This window comes from Acinetobacter sp. TWP2-2-3, assembly GCF_049896445.1.
Taxonomy (GTDB): Bacteria; Pseudomonadota; Gammaproteobacteria; order Pseudomonadales; family Moraxellaceae; genus Acinetobacter.
In genome coordinates, this window is the sequence record NZ_JAFCUI010000004.1 from 68,436 (window position 1) to 85,790 (window position 17,355).

16 protein-coding genes and 5 tRNA genes are annotated in these 17,355 nt (G+C 43.9%); 13 read left to right on the forward strand and 8 right to left on the reverse strand.

Features of this window, described 5'->3' with window-relative positions; translation table 11 throughout:
- The first annotated feature begins 188 nt into the window (after positions 1–188).
- Together ACP7AK_RS07335 and ACP7AK_RS07340 are read left to right on the forward strand one after the other, a co-directional pair.
- Positions 189–1,526 (forward strand): glycosyltransferase, encoded by a 1,338-nt coding sequence (locus ACP7AK_RS07335; RefSeq protein ID WP_425879340.1) that lies wholly within the window; start codon positions 189–191, stop codon positions 1,524–1,526.
- The gene (locus ACP7AK_RS07340) at positions 1,523–2,479 is read left to right on the forward strand and encodes a hypothetical protein (RefSeq protein WP_005108469.1); all 957 of its coding nucleotides are present in this window, start codon (positions 1,523–1,525) and stop codon (positions 2,477–2,479) included. Before ACP7AK_RS07335 ends, ACP7AK_RS07340 begins: the two co-directional genes overlap by 4 nt.
- Positions 2,480–2,572: 93 nt before the next feature.
- On the opposite strand, the gene ACP7AK_RS07345 is transcribed toward ACP7AK_RS07340, so the two are convergent.
- Entirely contained in the window at positions 2,573–4,375 is a 1,803-nt protein-coding gene (locus ACP7AK_RS07345; protein ID WP_168730888.1) for an ABC transporter ATP-binding protein, read from the reverse strand.
- Positions 4,376–4,526: 151 nt separating this feature from the next.
- Between ACP7AK_RS07345 and ACP7AK_RS07350 the strand changes: the two genes are divergently transcribed.
- Positions 4,527–5,147 carry an alpha-ketoglutarate-dependent dioxygenase AlkB family protein gene (locus ACP7AK_RS07350; RefSeq protein ID WP_425879534.1) on the forward strand — a complete coding sequence of 207 codons (621 nt, stop codon included), beginning with the start codon at positions 4,527–4,529 and terminating at the stop codon, positions 5,145–5,147.
- A 64-nt stretch (positions 5,148–5,211) separates the two neighbouring features.
- Here the strand turns inward: ACP7AK_RS07350 and ruvX are convergent, their stop codons facing one another.
- From ruvX to recN, 3 genes are all read right to left on the reverse strand, one after another.
- Entirely contained in the window at positions 5,212–5,655 is a 444-nt protein-coding gene (gene ruvX / locus ACP7AK_RS07355; RefSeq protein WP_222110688.1) for a Holliday junction resolvase RuvX, read from the reverse strand.
- Positions 5,648–6,202 (reverse strand): YqgE/AlgH family protein, encoded by a 555-nt coding sequence (locus ACP7AK_RS07360; RefSeq protein ID WP_004281085.1) that lies wholly within the window; start codon positions 6,200–6,202, stop codon positions 5,648–5,650. The genes ruvX and ACP7AK_RS07360 overlap by 8 nt, the downstream gene beginning before the upstream one ends.
- Positions 6,203–6,316: 114 nt before the next feature.
- Positions 6,317–7,978 (reverse strand): DNA repair protein RecN, encoded by a 1,662-nt coding sequence (gene recN / locus ACP7AK_RS07365; RefSeq protein WP_213686751.1) that lies wholly within the window; start codon positions 7,976–7,978, stop codon positions 6,317–6,319.
- Between the two features lie 441 nt (positions 7,979–8,419).
- Between recN and ACP7AK_RS07370 the strand changes: the two genes are divergently transcribed.
- The 3 genes from ACP7AK_RS07370 to ACP7AK_RS07380 all read left to right on the forward strand — a co-directional run bounded on the left by ACP7AK_RS07370 (position 8,420) and on the right by ACP7AK_RS07380 (position 10,557).
- A complete protein-coding gene (locus ACP7AK_RS07370) occupies positions 8,420–8,743 on the forward strand; it encodes a pyrimidine/purine nucleoside phosphorylase (protein ID WP_004281089.1) in 324 nt (107 codons plus the stop codon).
- A 134-nt stretch (positions 8,744–8,877) separates the two neighbouring features.
- On the forward strand, positions 8,878–9,627 hold the full coding sequence (gene rlmB / locus ACP7AK_RS07375; protein ID WP_425879344.1) for a 23S rRNA (guanosine(2251)-2'-O)-methyltransferase RlmB: 750 nt from the start codon (positions 8,878–8,880) through the stop codon (positions 9,625–9,627).
- 6 nt (positions 9,628–9,633) lie between these two features.
- A complete protein-coding gene (locus ACP7AK_RS07380; protein WP_005108480.1) occupies positions 9,634–10,557 on the forward strand; it encodes a DMT family transporter in 924 nt (307 codons plus the stop codon).
- Positions 10,558–10,578: 21 nt separating this feature from the next.
- Here the strand turns inward: ACP7AK_RS07380 and coaE are convergent, their stop codons facing one another.
- Genes coaE through pilB form a run of 4 tightly spaced genes read right to left on the reverse strand, consistent with a single transcriptional unit; the run spans position 10,579 to position 15,010 of the window.
- Positions 10,579–11,178: a dephospho-CoA kinase gene (gene coaE, locus ACP7AK_RS07385; protein WP_064102364.1), complete on the reverse strand. Its 600-nt coding sequence runs from the start codon at positions 11,176–11,178 to the stop codon at positions 10,579–10,581.
- Position 11,179: 1 nt separating this feature from the next.
- Positions 11,180–12,040, reverse strand: a complete 861-nt coding sequence (locus tag ACP7AK_RS07390) for a prepilin peptidase (RefSeq protein ID WP_425879347.1) — start codon at positions 12,038–12,040, stop codon at positions 11,180–11,182.
- Entirely contained in the window at positions 12,040–13,269 is a 1,230-nt protein-coding gene (locus tag ACP7AK_RS07395) for a type II secretion system F family protein (protein WP_005108483.1), read from the reverse strand. The genes ACP7AK_RS07390 and ACP7AK_RS07395 overlap by 1 nt, the downstream gene beginning before the upstream one ends.
- A 31-nt stretch (positions 13,270–13,300) precedes the next feature.
- Positions 13,301–15,010 (reverse strand): type IV-A pilus assembly ATPase PilB, encoded by a 1,710-nt coding sequence (gene pilB / locus ACP7AK_RS07400; RefSeq protein ID WP_425879349.1) that lies wholly within the window; start codon positions 15,008–15,010, stop codon positions 13,301–13,303.
- A gap of 277 nt (positions 15,011–15,287) precedes the next feature.
- On the opposite strand from pilB, the gene tpiA reads away from it, so the two are divergent.
- From tpiA to ACP7AK_RS07435, 7 genes are all read left to right on the forward strand, one after another.
- On the forward strand, positions 15,288–16,079 hold the full coding sequence (gene tpiA / locus ACP7AK_RS07405) for a triose-phosphate isomerase (protein ID WP_425879351.1): 792 nt from the start codon (positions 15,288–15,290) through the stop codon (positions 16,077–16,079).
- A 13-nt stretch (positions 16,080–16,092) separates the two neighbouring features.
- Positions 16,093–16,422 carry a preprotein translocase subunit SecG gene (secG, locus tag ACP7AK_RS07410; protein WP_425879353.1) on the forward strand — a complete coding sequence of 110 codons (330 nt, stop codon included), beginning with the start codon at positions 16,093–16,095 and terminating at the stop codon, positions 16,420–16,422.
- A 53-nt stretch (positions 16,423–16,475) separates the two neighbouring features.
- Positions 16,476–16,560, forward strand: a tRNA-Leu gene (locus ACP7AK_RS07415).
- A gap of 54 nt (positions 16,561–16,614) precedes the next feature.
- A tRNA-Met gene (locus tag ACP7AK_RS07420) sits at positions 16,615–16,691 on the forward strand.
- Between the two features lie 80 nt (positions 16,692–16,771).
- Positions 16,772–16,848 (forward strand) — tRNA-Met (locus ACP7AK_RS07425).
- A gap of 68 nt (positions 16,849–16,916) precedes the next feature.
- Positions 16,917–16,993 (forward strand) — tRNA-Met (locus ACP7AK_RS07430).
- 87 nt (positions 16,994–17,080) lie between these two features.
- Positions 17,081–17,157 (forward strand) — tRNA-Met (locus tag ACP7AK_RS07435).
- Positions 17,158–17,355: the final 198 nt, after the last annotated feature.

Here is a 17,355-nt window from a genome sequence, read left to right on the forward strand (position 1 = left end):
AAACGTATATATAATTATAAAATATGCAGGTTTTTTAGACAAAATGGAGTTTTTCTCCAGAGAAATTATGAGCTGGATACATGTGGCGATGTGTATCTAAAGTGATCATCAACTGTTTTTAGCTATCCCATTTTACACAAGATAAACCTGCACAAGTTTTGTGAAATATCATATGTAAGAGAACATTTATGATTATTGATGAAAGTAAGAAAGAAGTTTCTCAAATTTACTTTTCTGTGCAGTTCAAGTTTGTTTTAGCTTTTATGGGAGCCTGTTCTTGGACCGTATTCTCGATTTGGATCGCTCAAGACTGGCTGCATGAGCTCAGCACATATATTGGCTATTTTATGGCTGTGTTTCTGATTTATGGTATTGCCATTATTCCAGGATTTATGAATTCGTTTGCGGCTTTAAGCCTGATGATAGATAGAAGACCGAAAAGGCAAGCATTAGCTACTTATCCTGGCCTGACTATATTGATCGCCGCCTATAATGAAGCTGTTTCCATAGAAGATACTTTAGTCAGTATTAGTGTGCAAAAATATCCTGGAAAATTGCAAGTTATTGTTATTAATGATGGTTCTCAAGATGACACTGCTGATATTGTCCGAAAAGCGGAATCGAGATTTCCCTGGCTGACCTTGCTGGATTTAAAGCAAAATGCAGGTAAAGCACACGCCTTAAATGAAGGCTTAAAGCTTGCGGAACATGATCTGGTGATTACCGTCGATGCAGATTCTTATTTACATCGTGTTGCCTTAATCAATATTGTGGAACGCTATGTAGCGGATCCACCCAATACACGTGCAGTTGCGGGTAAAATTCTGGTACGCAATTCTCGTGAAAACATGTTAACCAAAACTCAGGAATGGGACTATTTTCTCGGTATTTCCGCGACCAAGCGTATGCAGTCCCTATATCAGGGAACCTTAGTGGCCCAAGGTGCTTTCTCTATTTATGATCGAAACGCCCTGATTGAAGTGGGTGGATGGCCTGAATGTGTGGGCGAAGACATCGTACTTACATGGGCATTATTGAATGCAGGCTATCGTGTTGGACATTGTGAGGATGCCTGTCTATTTACCAATGCACCGACCACACTTAAGGTTTTTATCAAACAGCGTCAGCGTTGGGCACGTGGCATGATTGAGGCATTTATTCAACATCCCACTATTCTAATTAAGCCAAGACTGTCTACGTTTTTTATTTACTGGAATCTGCTTTTCCCTTGGTTGGATATTGCCTTTACCTTTGGCTTTATACCTGGACTCATTCTGGCATGTTTTGGACACTACTGGATCGCGGGTATTATGACCCTAGCTTTATTACCTATGGCATTCTTACTGGGGCTATTAAATTATTCAATTGAACGCAGAATGTTTGATGATCTGGAGCTCAGGGTACGGAAAAACTTCAGTGGTTTTTTCTTGTATGTTCTTGCCTATAGTTTCTTATTGCAACCTGCCAGTATTTTAGGATATTTGGATGAAGTACTGAGAACACGAAAAACATGGGGAACAAAATGAAAAATAACAAAATTGGGATCTATGCGGTTGTTCCTTTGCTTATAGGTATGAATGCAAGCAGCCTGGCCAAGGGATTAGAAGAAAACCTGGCCCAAAGTGAACGTGCGCTTGGAACAGAGTTTTTCTTTAGTGATGATAGTGAAGGCTTTCAAACCCGTAAATTATCAGCGGAATTTTTGCCTCAATATGAACATGCTGATGATTATCTAGGTATACGTGGCAGTGCTTATCAGTATAAAGCTGATGACTGGAGTCGAGATGGTCAAAAGATTTCATTGATTGGACGTAATATTGATTCTGCTACAGCGAATGGCTGGGCTTTGGAGGCAGGTATAGTTGATCAAGGAGATCATACATTATTCACCTTTGATGGTAGTTATCGTACGCCACTTGCAGAAAAAACAGCATTAGAAGTTTTTGCCAATCGGGATTGGGTTGAAACTCAGCCTGCTTTGGAGCAGGGAACGAATTTTACCTTTATTGGTGCTGCCTTGGATCAGGGTTTAGGTGAGCATGTCACAGTGGTGGGTGTTGCAGGATCGCAATTTTTTTCAGACGATAATCGCCGTGATCATGGTCGTATCAGACTGATCTATCAGCCTTCTCTGGACTTGGGATTGACGCTTCAGGCCCGATATCGCACCTACCAAAGTAGTGAAGAAGATGTAGGCAGGGAATATTTTAACCCTCAGGATTATCAAGAATCGATGCTGGCCTTAGGTTGGCGTCAGCGTTTTTCCGGCTGGTCAGCTGGTTTAACTGCTGGTTTTGGACGTGAAAAAATTAATCAGGATTCAAGTCAGACCACCCGGTTATTTGAACTGAACTTGCAAAGTCCTGTTCGCGGCTCGCAGTTTCTACGTATGAATGCCGGATATAATCGCAGTGCTTCCTTCTATGGGCCGGATTATGATTATCGTTATATCAGGGGTGAATGGATTGTGCAGTTTTAAATCTGGAAGATGAATCTTAATATTGAGCGGTCTTAAAAGACCGCTTTTCTTGTGTAGCAAATTTTTGATTCAGAGAAAGATAATTAATCCATATTAACTATGAGTTTCTTCCTCAGCATCATCTTCAAAAGTTTTGGCAATTTTTTCAATATTCAGGCTTTTGGCCATCGCATCAAAGATTTCCTTATATACGCCTTGCTGATGATAAAGCTGGTCGTGTTCACCATGTTCGGCAATCGTTCCTTCTTTCATTACATAGGTATAATCCGCATCAATAATCTGCGACAGGCTATGCGAAATGATGATCACGGTACGGCCTTGCTTGATCTGGTCTAGACTTTGTTTGATCTGTTCCGTGGCAATTGCATCCAGACTCGCCGTCGGTTCATCCAGAAAAATGATCGGTGGATTTTTCAGGAACATCCGTGCCAAGGCAATCCGTTGCTGCTGGCCGCCAGACAGCATCAAGGCATCGCTGTCATAGCCATCCGGTAACTGTAAAATCTGCTCATGAATCGAGGCTTTTTCTGCCGCCTCAATTACATCTTCCATTGAGGCAGTAGTTTTGCCGTAACGGATATTGTCAAAGATGGTGCCCTGAAAAATATGGTTTTTTTGTAAGACCAGACCAATATGATCGCGTAGATATTGGGTGTCATAATCTTTCAGGTCAATGCCATCCAGTTTGATCTGGCCTTGCTGTGGTTCATAAAATTTATCCAGCAAACTGATCAGGGTGGATTTTCCGGCACCCGATAAGCCCACCAAGGCGGTAATTTTATTGGGACGAATTTCCATATCAATATCTTTCAGGGCATGGTGGCCGTTTGGATAATAAAAATTCACGCCACTCAGTTCAAATTTTCCTTGGACAATCGGTTTCTGCTGACCGCTTTGTTCAATTTCATCATCTGCTTCCAGAATCTTGAAAAAGCTTTCTGAATAGATCATGGCGTCATTTACTTCATCATAAATCCGGTGCAGGGATCGGATTGGGGCAGAGACATTATTAAATAGCAGCACATGAAACATGATCATGCCAATACTCATCTGGCCATCCAGCACAAAGTAGGAGGTTAGAATAATGATTAGTACAATCCCGATCTGTTCCAGAAAAGTTTTCAGGCCATCAAACAGGAAACTGGTCTGGCGGGTTTTCATCTGATTGTCGGTCAGTTCACGCTGTAAACCGAGCTGCTTTTCCGATTCAATCGATTCGCGGTTAAAGGATTTGATCACAGTAATCGAGTTGATGATGCTGAGAATGCCTTGACTCTTTTTCTCCCGGCCATCTCGAAGGCTACGGCGCCAGCCGCCCAGCTTTTGCGCCTGCTTATAGGTCAGCCAGAAATAGATCGGAACAATGGCAGTCGCGACCAGACCGACATAGACATTGGCATAGTACATTAGCCCCAAAGCCACAATCGCACTGGTAAATAACGGTAAAATATCAATAAAGAAGATCTGAACCAGACGGGTCAGTGAGCCAATGCCACGATCAATCCGGGTCTGTAATTTACCGGCCTGATTATTTTCCTGATTAAAAAATTCCAAACGATATTTTAAAAACTTTTCAATAATCCCTTGGGCCAGATCCTGAGAGACAAAAATTCGCAGTTTCTCTCCATAGAACTTCTGCCCGAACTGGACAAAGGCATTAATAATTTCTTTGCCGAGCAAAATTGCCGAAATCGTGATCAGAATATGCCAGCCTTGCTCCAATCCTTGACCGGCTTCGAGTAGCGAATTGATGCTGTCGACCGCATATTGCAAGGTAATGGCATTGACCTGTGCGGTGAATGAGCCAATCAGGGTCAGAATCAGCGTGGCAATCACCAGCAACCGGTAAGGCTGAACAAAGGGACGAAGTTTCTGAAACAGCTGCCATAAGTTCATAAAAGGATTATTTTTATTGTGAAAGTTGAATTCAGTCTAGGCAGGAATCATGCCAGCCACAAGCATAAATGTTGTAGTCATTTGTGAAGAGCAGTTGTAATCCTTTAGGTCGAATGTCAGTATTTTCATGTGGATACTGAATCTGATTGATATGACGCTCGATTTATTTGCACCCCAGCCGCAAGCCAATGTATTACCTTTTGATGGGGTAGTGGAGGATTATGGCTTGATTTTGGATGAGGAACAAAGCCAGCAGTATCTACAGCATTTTCTCAGTCAGCTGGCCTGGCAATATGATGAAGTGCATTTATTTGGCAAGCACCATGTCACCGGTCGCCAGGTGGTCTGGTATGGCGATGAACATTATCAGTATCGTTATTCTGGTACGCTCAAACAAGCTCAGGTATGGACACCCGGATTATTCCGTTTAAAGCAGCATATTGAAATTCTGGTCGGTCATCCCTTTAATTCCTGTCTGGCCAATTTGTATGAAGATGGTTCCCAAGGCTTGGGCTGGCATAGTGATGATGAGCCGGCGTTATATACAGGTACTTCTCGGGAAAATGTCATTGCTTCTCTGAGTCTGGGAGCCACCCGCAAAATGAGCTTTAAGCATAAAATTCGGAGCGATAAAGTCGGTGTACTGTTACACAGTGGACAACTGATTGTGATGCGAGGTGCGACACAGCAACACTGGAAGCACAGTATCAGCAAAACCAGCAAAGTTTTAACACCAAGAATTAACCTGACTTTTCGTTATTTTTATCCTTAAGAAGCATTTTGGAGCATAAAAAAGCACCCTGACGGATGCTGATTTAAAAAATTTTCAAAACAGATTAAGGCGTGATTCCAGCAGGATGGCGATACCAGCTTTCAATCAACAAGGTAGCCGCAATACTGTCGGCAGAGAGTTTTTTGCCGCGACCTTGAGCCTGATAATGATCCAGTTCATCGCGTGCTTCACGGGTAGTCAAACGTTCATCTACCATCCAGGTTTCAATATTGGTCTGATGACGTAAACGGCGGGCAAATTTTCGCGCCCGTGTCGACAGCTCGGATTCACTATCATCCATATTCAATGGCAAACCGACCAGAAATAAATTCGGTTGATGGCTTTTCACGATTTTGAGCAGCTCATCCCAGTTGGGGATACCATCTTTCATGGGAAATAAGGGCAGGGGATTGGCACTTGCAATCAGGGATTGTCCAACCGACATTCCCATTTTTTGTGTACCAAAATCAAACGCCATAATGGTTTGTGGCGCGTTTACATCAGGCATGTCCAATCTCGGAAGATAACCAGTTGCGGTCTACGCCCATTTTTTTATAGGCAGCATCCCAACGGTCGTTATAAGGTAAGTTAAAAATCAGATCCATATCGGAATCACAAATCAGCCAGTCACCACGGGCAATTTCCTGTTCCAGCTGGTGTTTGCCCCAACTGGCATAACCGAGGGCAATCTGATAGCGACCGACACCTTCATTATGTGCAATGGCATCCAGAATATCTTTGGAGGTAGTAATGCAGACATTTTCACCCACGGCGATGGAGGAATGCCAGGTCGGCTGACCGGTATGCAAGACAAAGCCGGCTTCAGGGCGCAAAGGGCCACCTTGCAATACCTCATGCGGATTGACATTATCTGCTTCAATATCCAGATCATTCAGCAATTCTTTAATTTGAATGCCGGCAGGTCGATTGATAATGATGCCTTGGGCACCATCTTCATCATGACGAGCGAGATAAATGACCGTCTGGGCAAAAAAATCATCATTCGCATGCGGCGGTGCAATCAGACAACGATGTGTCAGAAACTGTTTGGTCACCTGAGCAGTTCTCCTTAAAATTAATTTCTTCGCAGAGAAATCCTATGATCCTAATAGCTACGTTACTAGAGCTTTTTGGATTCACCAAATTTTATTTGTCCAGATTGTAAATCTTCAAGCCTGCTGAAATTTCAGCTGACGTAACTGGCGGGCATGTTGCAAGGTGGTTTCACTAATCTCCACACCGCCTGTCATTCTTGCAAGCTCCTGAATAATTTCGTTTTCTTCAAGATTGATAATCGTACTGCTAGCAGGATCAGTCTGCTGTTTTTTCACCAGTAGATGCTGATCAGATTGTGCGGCTACTTGTGCCTGATGAGTAATACACAGAATCTGTACATGCTGGGCCAGATCGGCCAGTAAACGTCCGACAATTTCTGCCGTACCACCACTGATCCCGACATCAATTTCATCAAAAACCAATACTTCGGCTTCGGTTTTTTCTGCATTCATGACCTGCATCACCAGCGCAATACGCGAGAGCTCACCGCCTGAAGCAACCCGGGCCAAAGGCTGTGCCGGAATGCCTTTATTGGCAGTAAACAGCAATTGAATAAAGCTGAGACCTTCACTAGATGGCTGTTCCAAAGGCTCAAACTTAAACTCAAAATGCGCTTCAGGCAGTGCCAGTTGTTTAACCTGCTCAGTGAGCTGCTTGGCCAACGGTGCTGCGGCTTCACGGCGAATCTGATCCAGATGTTGGGCCTTATCCAGAAACTCCTGATAAGACACTGCTACCTGCTCAGCCAGTGTTTCCGGATCTTCCAGTTGATGTAACTGTTCCAATTCACTTTGCCAGGCTTCATATTCTTCTTTGAGCAACTCTGGCTGGGTCCGATACTTACGTGCCAGACGATGGAAGATTTCCAAAGTTGAATTCAGCACTTCCATGCGTTCTGGATCAAAACTCTGCCGATCCATGAACTGGCGTAAATTCGCTGCTGCATCTTCAAGTTCGCTTTGTGCATTCAGCAGGGAAGTATAAATCCCGGAGAGCTGCTCACTGCGTCCGGCATGCGACTCAACCCGACGCATAATTGATGCCAGTTCCTGAGTGATATTCTGTTCAGCTTCATCCAGCACATTCAGGCTATAGACACAGTCCTGCATAATGGCTTCATGATGCGAGAGCCGATCAAATTCCTGCTCAATTTCCGGATAATCCGTCTGAACAATTTCTTCCAGTTCTTCGAGTTGTAGTTCCAGGGTTTCCAGACGCTGCTTGCGTGTCGCTTGTGCGTCTAAAGCTGCTTGATGCTGGCGGATATTTTTTTGCCAAGTGCTATACGCATCACGTACGGCTTGGGCCGGTGCATAAAAATGATAATAACGGTCCAGCCAGTGTTTCGGATAAGGCGGTTCTAATAATTGTTGCTGACTATGCTGGCTATAGAGTTGTACCAGTAAACGCCCAATTTCTTTCAGTTCAGACAGGCTGCTCGGGCGTCCATTGATCCAGGCCTTGCTGCGGCCAGTCGCAAAGATCACCCGGCGTAAATGAATTTCACCTGACTCGTCATCCAGTTCATGTTCTTTTAACCAGGCGGCTTCAGGACTGTGTTCCTGATAGCTGAAACTGGCAGTGACATCGGCTTTTTCTGAGCCATAACGCACATAATTGGTATCGGTTCGCTCACCCAGACAGGCAGACAATGCATCCAGTAAGAGGGATTTACCTGCACCGGTTTCACCGGTTAAAACGTTAAAACCTTTATCAATATCAATAGCAAGGTGTTCAGCTAAAGCAAAATTGATCAGAGTTAAATGTGTCAGCATAAACGCATCCGGGCTGCGAAAAGTTTGATTGAAATAGCCTGATGTTGGATTGGTGTCACAACATGGCTGTGATTATTATAAATCAGGACGAATCAATTTCATTCTATCTTAAATTTTAGCGATTTATATATGCTTATTTCACTGTATTTTCGCAAGAAGCTGACTCAGAAGTATGTTGATTCACTGCTGATTTTCATATTTTTGACATCCCTAATCTTTAAATTAATGACTCAATTGAGCCTGTTTCACAAGAGCACGTGCAAATTGAAACTTAAGCTTATCTATCAGCAAAATACAGGCCAAAACATGCTGTAAATAGAAGGGGTTCAGGTGATACAGAATATTTGATCGACGCCGACAAACTTCGATTGATTAGTTGAGAGTGCACATTTAAACTACAGCAATCAAAATATTACAAAATGCTTTATCTGGAGAAATCGCATGTCAGCTCAGTTTGATCATGTATCGGTACTTAAAAAATCTAATGTATATTTCGGCGGGTTGTGTATTAGTCACATTGTACAATTTGAAGACGGGACCAAGAAAACGTTGGGTGTCATTCTGCCATCAGAAAATGCCTTGACCTTTGAAACACATGTTCCTGAGCGCATGGAAATTGTTTCAGGTGAATGCCGTGTTCAGATTGGCGATAGCGAAGAAAGTGAGCTGTTCCGTGCCGGTCAGTCTTTCTATGTACCGGGCAATAGCCGTTTTAAAATCGAAACCGATGATGTGCTGGACTATGTCTGCCATTTTGAAGGTTAAGTCCAGATTCAAGATCAGTGTAAACCGGGCAAGAAATTTCAGTGCGAATCGGTTAAACTAATCAGCTACAGAAATCCTGTGAAGTCAGCTTTACGGGATTTTTCTTTTGTATATAACTAATCTAGAGGTCGTTCATGGCAAAACCTGAATATTTTTATGGCGTACATTCAGTGGAGTCATTGTTAGAGCTTGAGCCTGAACGTGTCTTGACATTATTCACTCTCAAAGGACGCGATGATCAGCGTTTAAAGCGTGTACTGGAACTGGCTGAACCGTTTGGAATCAGTGTGCAGCAAGCCAGCCGTGACAAACTGGAAAAATTGGCCGGCCAGCCGTTTCACCAAGGCGTGGTCGCTGCGGTACGTGCACATCCGACACTGAATGAAAAAGATCTTGAATCACTGTTGAGCGCAAATCCTCAAGCGTTGTTATTGGCTCTTGATCATATTACCGATCCGCATAATCTCGGTGCCTGTATCCGTACGGCCGCTGCAATGGGCGTTGAGGCAGTGATTGCGCCACGTGATCGTTCAGCCACCCTAACTCCGACAGCACGTAAAGTGGCTGCTGGTGGTGCGGACAAAGTCAAATTCATTCAGGTCACCAATCTGGCGCGTACTTTGGGTCAAATTAAAGAAGAGTTCAATATTCGTGTTGTCGGTACCATGCTGGATGAAAAAGCGCTGCCGATCCAGAATTTTGATTTCACCGGTACCGGCGTCTGTGTGGTGATGGGTGCGGAAGATACTGGTCTGCGTCCAATTACGCAAAGCCAATGTGATCAGACCGTGTATATCCCGATGGCAGGTAATCTGCAAAGTCTGAATGTCAGTGTGGCTACAGGTATGGCACTGTATGAAGCCTGCCGTCAGCGTAACCTTTAATTGATGATGGCATTGTCAGACCGTACCCAAGGCTATGTTTTTTTAGTTGTTACCATGTGCATCTGGGGCGGTTTTACCTTAACGGCCCGCCTGAATGCACTTTGGCAGATCAGTGCCTGGGATATTGTGGCCTTGCGTTTTTCTCTGGCCTTCCTGATTCTGATGCCGATCTTGCTCTATCGTAAAGAGGCCGCTTTTTTACTGAAAAAAGAGCCTTTTATTTTAGCGATGATTGGTGGGGTGATTTACTGCCTGTTTGCCTATAGCGCTTTTCACTACGCACCTACCGCCCATGCTGCAATTTTCTTGAATGGCTGTATTCCAATCTGTACCGCGATTATGGCTTTTTTTCTGATGGGGCAGGCTTTTGATAAACATACCTGGGCCAGCCTGATCATTATGATCGTAGTACTATGTCTCATGAGTATGCTGATGTATAGGGAAACTGGTGTGGCCTTTGGAGCAGGAGACGGACTGTTTTTTATTAGTGCTATACTTTGGGCGATTTTTACCGTTTTATTGCGTAAATATCAGCTAACTGCATGGCAGGCAATGTGTGGTGTCGCGATCTGGTCGGCAGTGGTTTATGTGCCGATTTATCTGCTATTTTTACCGAAAAACCTGAGTGTGCCTGAACCCGAGCATTTACTGTTTCAGACCATTTTTCACGGCATATTTGTGGTGATTATTGCTACTTTAAGTTATGTAGAAGCCATCAAGCGTCTTGGTGCATTTAAGGCAGGCAGTATTACCAATCTTGCACCTTTTATTGCGGCAATTCTGGCTGTACCTTTATTAAATGAAACTTTAAGTCTGGCCATGGTGTGTGGCCTGATGGGTATGGCAGTTGGGGCCTTACAGCCATGGCGCTGGTTACAGCATCAGGACAGTCTAAGCCGAAAATTGGCAGAACAAAAAAAACAGTCTTAATCAGACTGTTTTTTTTATGCTTCAGCTGGCTGCCATGTTTAAATATTTTTGATGTAATAGTCTGAGATGAGCATAGAGATGATCCAGATGACCATCATTTAGGACAATATCATCGGCCATGGTCTGCTTTTGTTCGCGGGACATTTGGGCAGCAATGATATTGCGAATTTGTTCGATATTCTGGCCGTCACGTTGTGAGGCCCGCTCAATTTGCAGTTCGATGGTGGCGTCAATCAGTAAGGTATGCTGAGTGAGTTCGTGCTGATTGGTCTCAAATAGTAGTGGTGAAACCAGAATGGCATAGGGACTTTGCGCAGCATGTAGTTGCTGGATAATGGAAGTACGAATTGCCGGATGGGTAATACTTTCCAGAGTTTTGCGTGCTTCAGGAGACTGGAAGATATATTCACGCAGGGCACGACGATTCAGTGAGCCATCGGCAAGCAGTACCCAATCGCCAAAAGCCTGCTGAATCTGGGTAAGTGCAGGCTGCCCAATTTCGACCACTTCACGCGCTACCACATCGGCATCGACTACCGTGATCCCTTGTGCTTCAAACCACTGACTGGCAGCAGACTTGCCACTGCCAATTCCACCGGTTAAACCGAGTACAAATTTCAATTTACTGACCTAAATACACTTTCATAATTTGTTCACCCCAAAGAAAAGCGATCCAACCGGCAATAGCAATATAAGGACCAAAAGCAAAAGGCTGATTTTCCTTGCGAACTTTTAGCAGAATGATGCCAATAATCGCACCTACCAGGGAAGACAGCAGCACAATTAAAGGCAATAATAATGGACCCATCCAGGCGCCCAAAGCCCCAAGCAGTTTAAAATCGCCATAGCCCATACCTTCTTTACCGGTGATGATTTTAAACAGGTAATACACTATCCATAAACATAAAAAGCCAATGATGTAGCCCCAGATGGCAGAGCTTGGGGAGGTATAGAGTGCATAACTATTTACGCCTAGACCTAGTGCAGCCAGGGGCAGGGTATAACGGTCCGGTAATAACTGGGTATCAAAATCAATAAAGGTTAGGGCAATCAGCACATAAGTCAGGATCAGTCCAAACAGCATTTGCATTGTCGGGCCAAATACTGCTACGACAAGTAGTGCACAAACTGCCGTCAGAATTTCAACCAAAGGATAACGGATGCTGATAGGATTCTGACAGTTCGCACACTTGCCACGCAGGACCAGCCAGCTGATAACTGGAATATTCTGGTACCAGCGGATTGGCTGATGACATTTAGGGCAAGTCGAAGCGGGTTTGCTTAAACTTAATTTCGCTTCATCAATCACCGGCTGTTCCGGATGCAAAAACATCTGGCAATCGGTACGCCATTCCTGTTCCATCATCTTGGGAGTGCGGTAGATCACCACATTCAGAAAGCTGCCGATACATAAACTAAAAAGCCCAACTGCGATATACAGCGCCGTTGGGTTTTGAATAAAATATTGAATAAGATCTTGCATTAAACCACAGAACCCATTTGGAAGATTGGAAGGTACATGGCAATCACCAGACCACCAACGAGCACACCGAGAACGGCCATAATTAGCGGTTCCATCATCGAAGTTAAGCCGTCAACCGCATTATCAACTTCGTTTTCATAATGTGTTGCTACTTTATCCAGCATGGCATCTAATGCACCGGATTCTTCACCAATTGCAACCATTTGGACTGCCATGGATGGGAATTTGTTGGTCACGCGCATGGCAAACTGTAGTTGTTGACCTGTGGCGACATCTTCACGAATTTTCATCACAGCATCTTCATATACAACGTTATTGGTAGCGCCGGCAGTGGATTCCAGTGCATCAATCAAAGGTACACCTGCTGCGAAAGTCGTGGCAAGGGTACGGCTATAACGTGCAATAATCGCTTTATATACCAAATCCCCAAAAATCGGTGCTTTGAGTGCTGCTTTATCCAGAAAATCGCGGAATTTCTTGCTACGTTTTTTGGCTTCAAGAAAAGCGGTAATGATGGCTCCAATGGCAATAATCAGCAGGAACCAATATTTTTGCATCCAGTCCGACATATTGACCACCATCTTGGTAAAAGCGGGCAGGTCGGCGCCAAATGAAGAGAATAAATCCTGGAAAACCGGGACCACTTTGACCATCAAGATAATGGTAACAATCAGAGCGACCACAACAACTGTAGCTGGATATTTCATGGCCTTTTTGATTTTTTGCTTGAGCAATTCACTTTTTTCTTTGTAAATCGCAACACGATCAAGCATGGTTTCAAGAGCACCCGACTGCTCGCCTGATTCAACTAAAGAGCAAAATAAATTATCAAAATACTGTGGATATTTACGCAGTGCTCCAGCGAAAGTGTTACCCCCCTCGACTTCACCTTTAATTCCCAGTACAACTTCACGCATGGATGGATTTTCCAGACCTTCTGCGACAATCTCAAAGCCTTGTACCAGTGGTACCCCGGCTTTCATCATGGTCGCCAATTGTCGGGTAAAAATCGTAATATCCAGTGTTGAGACTTTTTTCTTCATCAAGCCTTCGAGAATATTTTTTTTCTTTTCCCGAATGGTCTTGATGCTGATACCTTGTTTTCGAAGGGTGACCTTGGCCAAAGCCATATTTTTTGCTGGCAATTCCCCCTTGATCTTTGCCCCCTTACGATCAATTCCTTCATAGCTGAAGATCGGCATCATCTGGCCTTTCTTTACTGCTGCCATACCTTTATCCTTATTTTAGATCAGCATCCGATCATTCGCTGGTGACACGATTGACTTCCTGTAAAGAAGTCACCCCCTGCATCACCTTGATTAAACCTGACCGGCGTAAATTGTTAAAACCTGCACGTGCGGAAGCATCGGCAATTTCAAGTGCATTACCGTCCTCCATAATAATTCTGGAAATTTCGGGCGTTACTTTCATAACTTCATAAATACCGACACGACCTTTATAGCCTTCGCGACACTCATTGCAGCCCACCGGTTCATAAATTTGGAACTCAGGTTGCTGCAAGTCGGTTTCGGTAAAACCCATCTCCAGTAAGCTTTGTTTCGGAATATCGGCAGGTTTTTTACATTGTGAACACAGGCGACGTGCCAACCGTTGTGCAATGACCAGGTTGACTGAAGTGGCAATATTGAAAGAAGGCACCCCCATATTGCGTAAACGGGTCAAAGTCTCAGGCGCACTATTGGTATGCAGCGTCGACATCACCATATGACCGGTCTGCGCAGCTTTAATCGCAATCTCGGCAGTTTCCAGATCCCGGATCTCACCGACCATGACGATATCCGGGTCTTGACGTAAGAAGGACTTCAGTGCGGCAGAGAAGGTCAGGCCAACTTTATTATTAACGTTGACCTGATTAATCCCTTGCAAGTTAATCTCGACCGGATCTTCCGCTGTGGAAATATTGGTATCTTCACGATTCAGGATATTCAAACCGGTATAAAGTGAAACGGTTTTACCGGAACCCGTCGGGCCGGTAATTAGCAGCATCCCTTGTGGTTTGTCGAGTGCCTGCATAAACAGTTCTTTTTGTTCCGGTTCATAACCCAATGCATCAATCCCCAGCATCGCACTGGATGGATCCAGAATACGCAGTACCAGCTTCTCACCAAACAGTGTAGGGAGAGAGTTGACACGGAAATCAATGGCTTTGTTTTTGGATAATTTTAGTTTAATTCGACCATCTTGTGGTACACGTTTTTCTGAAATGTCCATTTGTGACATAACTTTAAGACGTGAAGACAAACGATTTGCCAGCTGTAGTGGTGGTGTTGCAATCTGGCGTAATACCCCATCGACCCGATAACGTACCCGATAGATTTTTTCATAAGGTTCAAAGTGTAGATCCGAAGCACCCATACGAATCGCATCGATGAGTAACTTATTTATATATTTGACAATTGGTGCTTCATCACCTTTATTGCTTTCATCATCTTCTTTATTCGGATCGGTGGATTCAACATCAACATCCAGATCAAAGTCTTCATCAAACTCAAACGTGCTTTCTTCAGTAAAATTCTGCTCGATCAGTTTTTCAAGTTTATTGTGTTCAACAATAATCGTTTCAATATTGAGTTTGGTGGAAAAACGGACTGCATCAATTGCTTCGATATTGGTGGGGTTACTGATCGCAACATATAAAATACTGGAATTTTTAAAAATCGGCAGGATGCGATGCTTGGTAATCAGCTTTTCATCAATCGCATCCCGCAAAATTTGGGCAGGATCATAGGCACTGATATCAAACAGCGGTTCGCCAAATTCGACTGAAATCGTTTCAGCAATGACGGTCGGGGAAAGCTGTTGCTGGTTAATTAACTCAGCCACGATATCGATTTTTTCTTGCTTGGCATGCGCCAACGCACTGCGCATATCTTCAGCCGAGATGACGCCTTCCTCGACCAAACGACGAATAAATCCGGTAAATCTTGGCGACCCCTGTAATGCTGTCATGCTATAAATGCCTACTCATCAAATTCTTTTAATTGCTATATTAAAATTATACGTTTGTTACGTAAAAATACCATAGCCAAGAGTGCTGCTCGCTTCCTCATCTCCAGTAAAAGCATGAACTGGTTAGAAGAAGTCCTCATTTTTTTAAGTGATAACAAAAAATAACCATTTTGGATAGTCTAAACTGAGAATGAGTGATAAGAAAACTATTCTTTTAATTTTCCAATTCCGTGTAGAATGTGCCCAATTCAAAATATGTAAATGAAATAGGTTAATTATGTCGGTTTCGACGATTACCCCTTGGGTGATAGGTAACTGGAAAATGAATCCAGTGCAGGCAGAGGCATTGAGCTTGGTGCGTGGTATTAAGAATTTGTTGGAAACTGCACCGATTGCTGAAGATCAATGTCATTTAGGTGTGGCACCGATTGCCATTGCCTTAAGCCAGATTCAGGCAGAGCTGTCATCTGCGGTTCGTCCGATTTATACCGTAGCACAAGATGTTTCACGTATTTCAGGAACGGGTGCCTACACCGGTGAAGTCAGTGCTGAATTACTCGCAGACAGCCAAATCCAGTATGTACTGGTGGGTCATTCTGAGCGCCGTGAAATATTTACGGAAAATGCTGATATTTTAAATGCTAAAATCAAGAATGCCTTAAGTGCCGGTTTGACGGTAATTTATTGTGTCGGTGAAAGCCTGGAACAACGTGAATCCGGGCAGGCAGAAGCTGTCGTATTGCAACAAATTTGTGATATTGCTGCTGTGGTTGAAGCCGAACAATGGAAAAATATCGTGATTGCCTATGAGCCGATCTGGGCGATTGGTACAGGTAAAACAGCTTCTCCTGAAGATGCACAGGCCATGCATGCACAAATCCGTCAAGGTTTAAGCCAGATTACGGGCTATGGCGAGAGTATGGCGATTTTATATGGTGGTAGTGTCAAGCCGGAAAATGCAGTAGAGTTAGCAGCCTGCCCAGATATCAATGGGGCATTGGTCGGTGGTGCATCACTCAATGCTGAGTCGTTCCATAAAATTGCTCATGCATTTGCAAATACACAATAATTAGGAGTTCAGCATGCAAACTTTTGTGCTGGTAGTACATATTATCTTAGCTGTTTTGATGATTGTCTTGATTTTGGTTCAGCATGGTAAAGGTGCAGATGCTGGTGCCTCTTTCGGTGGCGGTGGTGCAGCGACAGTATTTGGAGCTTCAGGTTCGGGTAATTTCATGACCCGTTTAACTGCGATTTTTACTGCACTGTTCTTCGTGACCAGTCTGACTTTGGCGATTTTGGCCAAGCAACAAACCTCGAATGCCTATAGTTTGGGATCTGTTCAGTCTGCGCCGACCGCACCTGTGCAATCGAATGAAAGTTCACCAACTGCACCAGAAACGACCGAATAGTTTTAATTAGTCCTTTCTTTTTTTCAGTGATGCGACTAGAATGCGTCACAGCTGCGGTGGTGGTGGAATTGGTAGACACGCTACCTTGAGGTGGTAGTGCTTTCGGGCGTGGGGGTTCAAGTCCCCCCTTCCGCACCAACTTATAATCCAGAAATTTAAGTTGGTGTATGCAGCTGAAAAAACTTCTGTTGATGCGGGATGGAGCAGTCTGGTAGCTCGTCGGGCTCATAACCCGAAGGTCGTTGGTTCAAATCCAGCTCCCGCTACCAATCAATCCTTTTTAAAGACGCAAACTTTCAAGAGGCAGCTTAAACCAGTATTAAGCTGAGAAATATAATTTGCATGTTGTTGCGGGATGGAGCAGTCTGGTAGCTCGTCGGGCTCATAACCCGAAGGTCGTTGGTTCAAATCCAGCTCCCGCTACCAATCTTTTAAAGATGCAAACTTTAAAAGCAGTTTAAGTTTTTTTAAACTGAATGTTATTTGTACGCTGATGCGGGATGGAGCAGTCTGGTAGCTCGTCGGGCTCATAACCCGAAGGTCGTTGGTTCAAATCCAGCTCCCGCTACCAATTTTCAGCGACAGATGACAAATATGCAGAATGATGTGGTTTTGATTGAAAAGTTCTCATCTTTTGTATATAATTTTTGCACGTTGATGCGGGATGGAGCAGTCTGGTAGCTCGTCGGGCTCATAACCCGAAGGTCGTTGGTTCAAATCCAGCTCCCGCTACCAAGTTTCTAAAAAGAGGCTCACAACAAGGTGGGCCTTTTTGCACAGTGGGATTTGAAAAAATCTTAAATTGTGCATTAATTGGGGCGATTTACGCCCTTTTTTATTGGCTATCGTGTAGTGTCGACATTATTTGGTCAAATCTCCATGTTTCACTACTACTATAGTTTGTATTGGTTTGTAGTGGTCAAATAGATCATA

Bases quoted from the DNA above. Each gene is read 5' to 3' on its own strand.
- ACP7AK_RS07335 (WP_425879340.1), top strand. From the start codon at position 189: ATGATTATTGATGAAAGTAAGAAAGAAGTTTCTCAAATTTACTTTTCT.
- ACP7AK_RS07340 (WP_005108469.1), top strand. From the start codon at position 1,523: ATGAAAAATAACAAAATTGGGATCTATGCGGTTGTTCCTTTGCTTATA.
- ACP7AK_RS07345 (WP_168730888.1), bottom strand. From the start codon at position 4,375: ATGAACTTATGGCAGCTGTTTCAGAAACTTCGTCCCTTTGTTCAGCCT.
- ACP7AK_RS07350 (WP_425879534.1), top strand. From the start codon at position 4,527: ATGACGCTCGATTTATTTGCACCCCAGCCGCAAGCCAATGTATTACCT.
- ruvX (WP_222110688.1), bottom strand. From the start codon at position 5,655: ATGCCTGATGTAAACGCGCCACAAACCATTATGGCGTTTGATTTTGGT.
- recN (WP_213686751.1), bottom strand. From the start codon at position 7,978: ATGCTGACACATTTAACTCTGATCAATTTTGCTTTAGCTGAACACCTT.
- ACP7AK_RS07370 (WP_004281089.1), top strand. From the start codon at position 8,420: ATGTCAGCTCAGTTTGATCATGTATCGGTACTTAAAAAATCTAATGTA.
- rlmB (WP_425879344.1), top strand. From the start codon at position 8,878: ATGGCAAAACCTGAATATTTTTATGGCGTACATTCAGTGGAGTCATTG.
- ACP7AK_RS07380 (WP_005108480.1), top strand. From the start codon at position 9,634: ATGGCATTGTCAGACCGTACCCAAGGCTATGTTTTTTTAGTTGTTACC.
- ACP7AK_RS07390 (WP_425879347.1), bottom strand. From the start codon at position 12,040: ATGCAAGATCTTATTCAATATTTTATTCAAAACCCAACGGCGCTGTAT.
- ACP7AK_RS07395 (WP_005108483.1), bottom strand. From the start codon at position 13,269: ATGGCAGCAGTAAAGAAAGGCCAGATGATGCCGATCTTCAGCTATGAA.
- pilB (WP_425879349.1), bottom strand. From the start codon at position 15,010: ATGACAGCATTACAGGGGTCGCCAAGATTTACCGGATTTATTCGTCGT.
- tpiA (WP_425879351.1), top strand. From the start codon at position 15,288: ATGTCGGTTTCGACGATTACCCCTTGGGTGATAGGTAACTGGAAAATG.
- secG (WP_425879353.1), top strand. From the start codon at position 16,093: ATGCAAACTTTTGTGCTGGTAGTACATATTATCTTAGCTGTTTTGATG.